At 69.7% G+C, this 2,946-nt stretch carries 2 protein-coding genes; both read left to right on the plus strand.

The window, feature by feature from the left end:
- Positions 1–452 precede the first annotated feature (452 nt).
- Positions 453–2,267: a phosphomethylpyrimidine synthase ThiC gene (gene thiC / locus AOK18_RS24955; RefSeq protein ID WP_055695788.1), complete on the plus strand. Its 1,815-nt coding sequence runs from the start codon at positions 453–455 to the stop codon at positions 2,265–2,267.
- An 88-nt stretch (positions 2,268–2,355) separates the two neighbouring features.
- Positions 2,356–2,946: TerD family protein (locus AOK18_RS24960; protein WP_206281590.1), on the plus strand; the 591-nt coding region annotated here is incomplete at its 3' end.

Consider the following 2,946-nt stretch of genomic DNA (forward strand, 5'->3'; position numbering starts at 1 on the left):
ACACACACGGCACCGGCGCTTCGCCGGTGCCGTGTGTGTACCCGAACCAGTCTTCGGAACCGGGGCCGTCCCCCCGAGCGTCCCCGTGGGCCGGGCCGGCGCCGGCTGCGGGCCCTCTGCCGCGGCCGTCGCCGATGCGAGCGCCGGAGCCACGGGATGGTTCGGGCGGCGGGTACGGGGGAGGTTGCGTCGAGGTCACCGCCCGATCATCGCAAGAACAACGGGGGCCCTCTGTTCACCGCGCCAGGATTCCCGCTAGCGTGGAGGCACCTTTTGTACACGCGGGAGCTCGGAGCACCGGGCTGAGAGGGCGCTGACCTCCGTCCCGTCGACGTTTCACATGAAACGCCACTTCTCCGAGTGATGTTTCCCACGGGACGTCGGCAGACGGAAACCGCTGCGTCGACCGCTGAACCTGTTACCGGGTAATGCCGGCGTAGGGAGTAGGTCTCATGACCAACAAGGACGCACGCACGCCTGCCTCCACCCAGGATCCGACGGAAGCGTCGGCGGGGGAAGGGGCCGGGAGGTCCGTCGGCTGGCACAAGGCGTACGTCGAGGGCACACGCCCCGGCCTGCGGGTGCCGGTCCGTCAGGTGCACCTCACCAACGGGCGGTCGGTCACGCTGTACGACACGTCGGGTCCGTACACCGACCCCATGGTCGACACCGATGTGCGCAGAGGGCTGGCGCCGGTGCGGGAGAACTGGATCGTCGCGCGCGGTGACACCGAGGAGTACGCGGGCCGTCCGGTCCGCCCGGAGGACGACGGGATCAGGCACACCTCGCCACGCGGTGGACTGCGCAATCTCGACGCGGTCTTCCCCGGCCGGCCCCGTCAGCCGCGCCGGGGCCGCGCGGGCGGGGCGGTCACGCAGCTGGCGTACGCGCGCCGCGGTGAGATCACGCCCGAGATGGAGTACGTGGCCATCCGGGAGAACGTATCGCCGGAGGTCGTGCGTGAGGAGATCGCGGCCGGCCGCGCGGTGCTGCCCGCCAACGTCAACCATCCGGAGACCGAACCGATGATCATCGGCAAGCGGTTCCTGGTGAAGGTCAACGCCAACATCGGCAACTCCGCGGTGACCTCCTCCATCGAGGAGGAGGTGGAGAAGATGACCTGGGCGACCCGCTGGGGTGCCGACACGGTCATGGACCTGTCCACCGGTCGCAACATCCACACCACCCGGGAGTGGGTGCTGCGCAACTCCCCCGTCCCGATCGGCACCGTGCCGCTCTACCAGGCGCTGGAGAAGGTCGACGGCAGGGCCGAGGAGCTGACCTGGGAGATCTACAAGGACACCGTCGTCGAGCAGGCCGAACAGGGCGTGGACTACATGACGGTCCACGCGGGCGTGCGGCTGGCGTACGTACCGCTCACCGCCCATCGCAAGACGGGCATCGTCTCGCGCGGCGGCTCGATCATGGCGGCGTGGTGCCTGGCGCACCACAAGGAGTCGTTCCTGTACGAGAACTTCGAGGAACTCTGCGAGATCCTCGCCGCGTACGACGTCACGTACTCGCTCGGTGACGGTCTCCGGCCGGGCTCGATCGCCGACGCCAACGACGAGGCGCAGTTCGCGGAGTTGCGCACGCTCGGGGAACTCAACCGGATCGCCAGGCGTTTGAACGTGCAGACCATGATCGAGGGCCCGGGGCACGTCCCGATGCACAAGATCAAGGAGAACATCGACCTTCAGCAGGAGATCTGCGACGGAGCTCCGTTCTATACGCTCGGCCCGCTGACGACGGACGTCGCGCCCGGGTACGACCACATCACCTCCGGTATCGGCGCGGCGATGATCGCCTGGTGGGGCACGGCCATGCTCTGCTACGTCACGCCCAAGGAGCACTTGGGCCTGCCGAACCGCGACGACGTCAAGACCGGCGTCATCACCTACAAGATCGCCGCTCATGCCGCCGACCTCGCCAAGGGGCACCCGGGGGCGCAGGCGTGGGACGACGCCCTGTCCGACGCGCGCTTCGAGTTCCGGTGGGAGGACCAGTTCAACCTGGCTCTCGACCCGGACACGGCACGGGAGTTCCATGACGAGACGCTTCCGGCGGAGCCCGCGAAGACGGCGCACTTCTGCTCGATGTGCGGGCCGAAGTTCTGCTCCATGAAGATCAGCCGGAGCATCACGGAGCGGTTCGGCGAGGCCCCGGCGGAGGGTGCGTCGGCCGAGGAGATCGCCGAGGGGATGCTGCGGAAGTCGAAGGAGTTCGCCGAGGCGGGCAACCGCGTGTACCTGCCGTTGACGGACTGAACGCACGAGCGGACCGAATGGGGGCAGGGGCGGGCCGTTCGGGCCCGCCCTCTCCTCTCCCGGAGGAGGGGTCGGCAGACTGGACGTCATGACAGCGAGATCAATGAGCAAGGGGTCCAACCTTCCCGTCGACGCCCGGGTGGTGCGCGCCGAGCTCACTTGGGCCGCTGGGGCCGGTGCGTCCGACATCGACGGGTCGGCTCTGCTGCTCACGGAGAGCGGGCGGGTGCGGGACGACGGGGACTTCGTCTTCTACAACCAGCCGCGGCACACCTCCGGCGCCGTGACGCACCTGGGGAAGCGGAGCGCCGCCGGTGCCGCGACCGACACGGTCGAGGTGGACCTGGGCCGGCTGGAACCGGCCGTCGAACGGGTCGTGCTGTGCGCGTCGTGCGACGGCGGGACGTTCGGCCAGGTGCCGGGACTGGTGCTCAGGCTGCTCGACACCGGTACGGGGGCCGAGATCGCGCGGTTCGACATGACGGCGGGGGCGGAGACCGCGTTCATCGGCGGCGAGCTGTACCGGCGGCAGGGAAAGTGGAAGTTCCGCGCGGTGGGGCAGGGCTACGCCTCGGGGCTCGCGGGGCTGGCCACCGACTTCGGCATCACCGTGGACGACGCTCCCCCGACGGCGGCGGACTCCACGACGACGGCCGCCGGTCCCCCCGCGGCGCCGGGC

Source organism: Streptomyces prasinopilosus, from assembly GCF_001419695.1.
Lineage (GTDB): Bacteria > Actinomycetota > Actinomycetes > Streptomycetales > Streptomycetaceae > Streptomyces > Streptomyces prasinopilosus.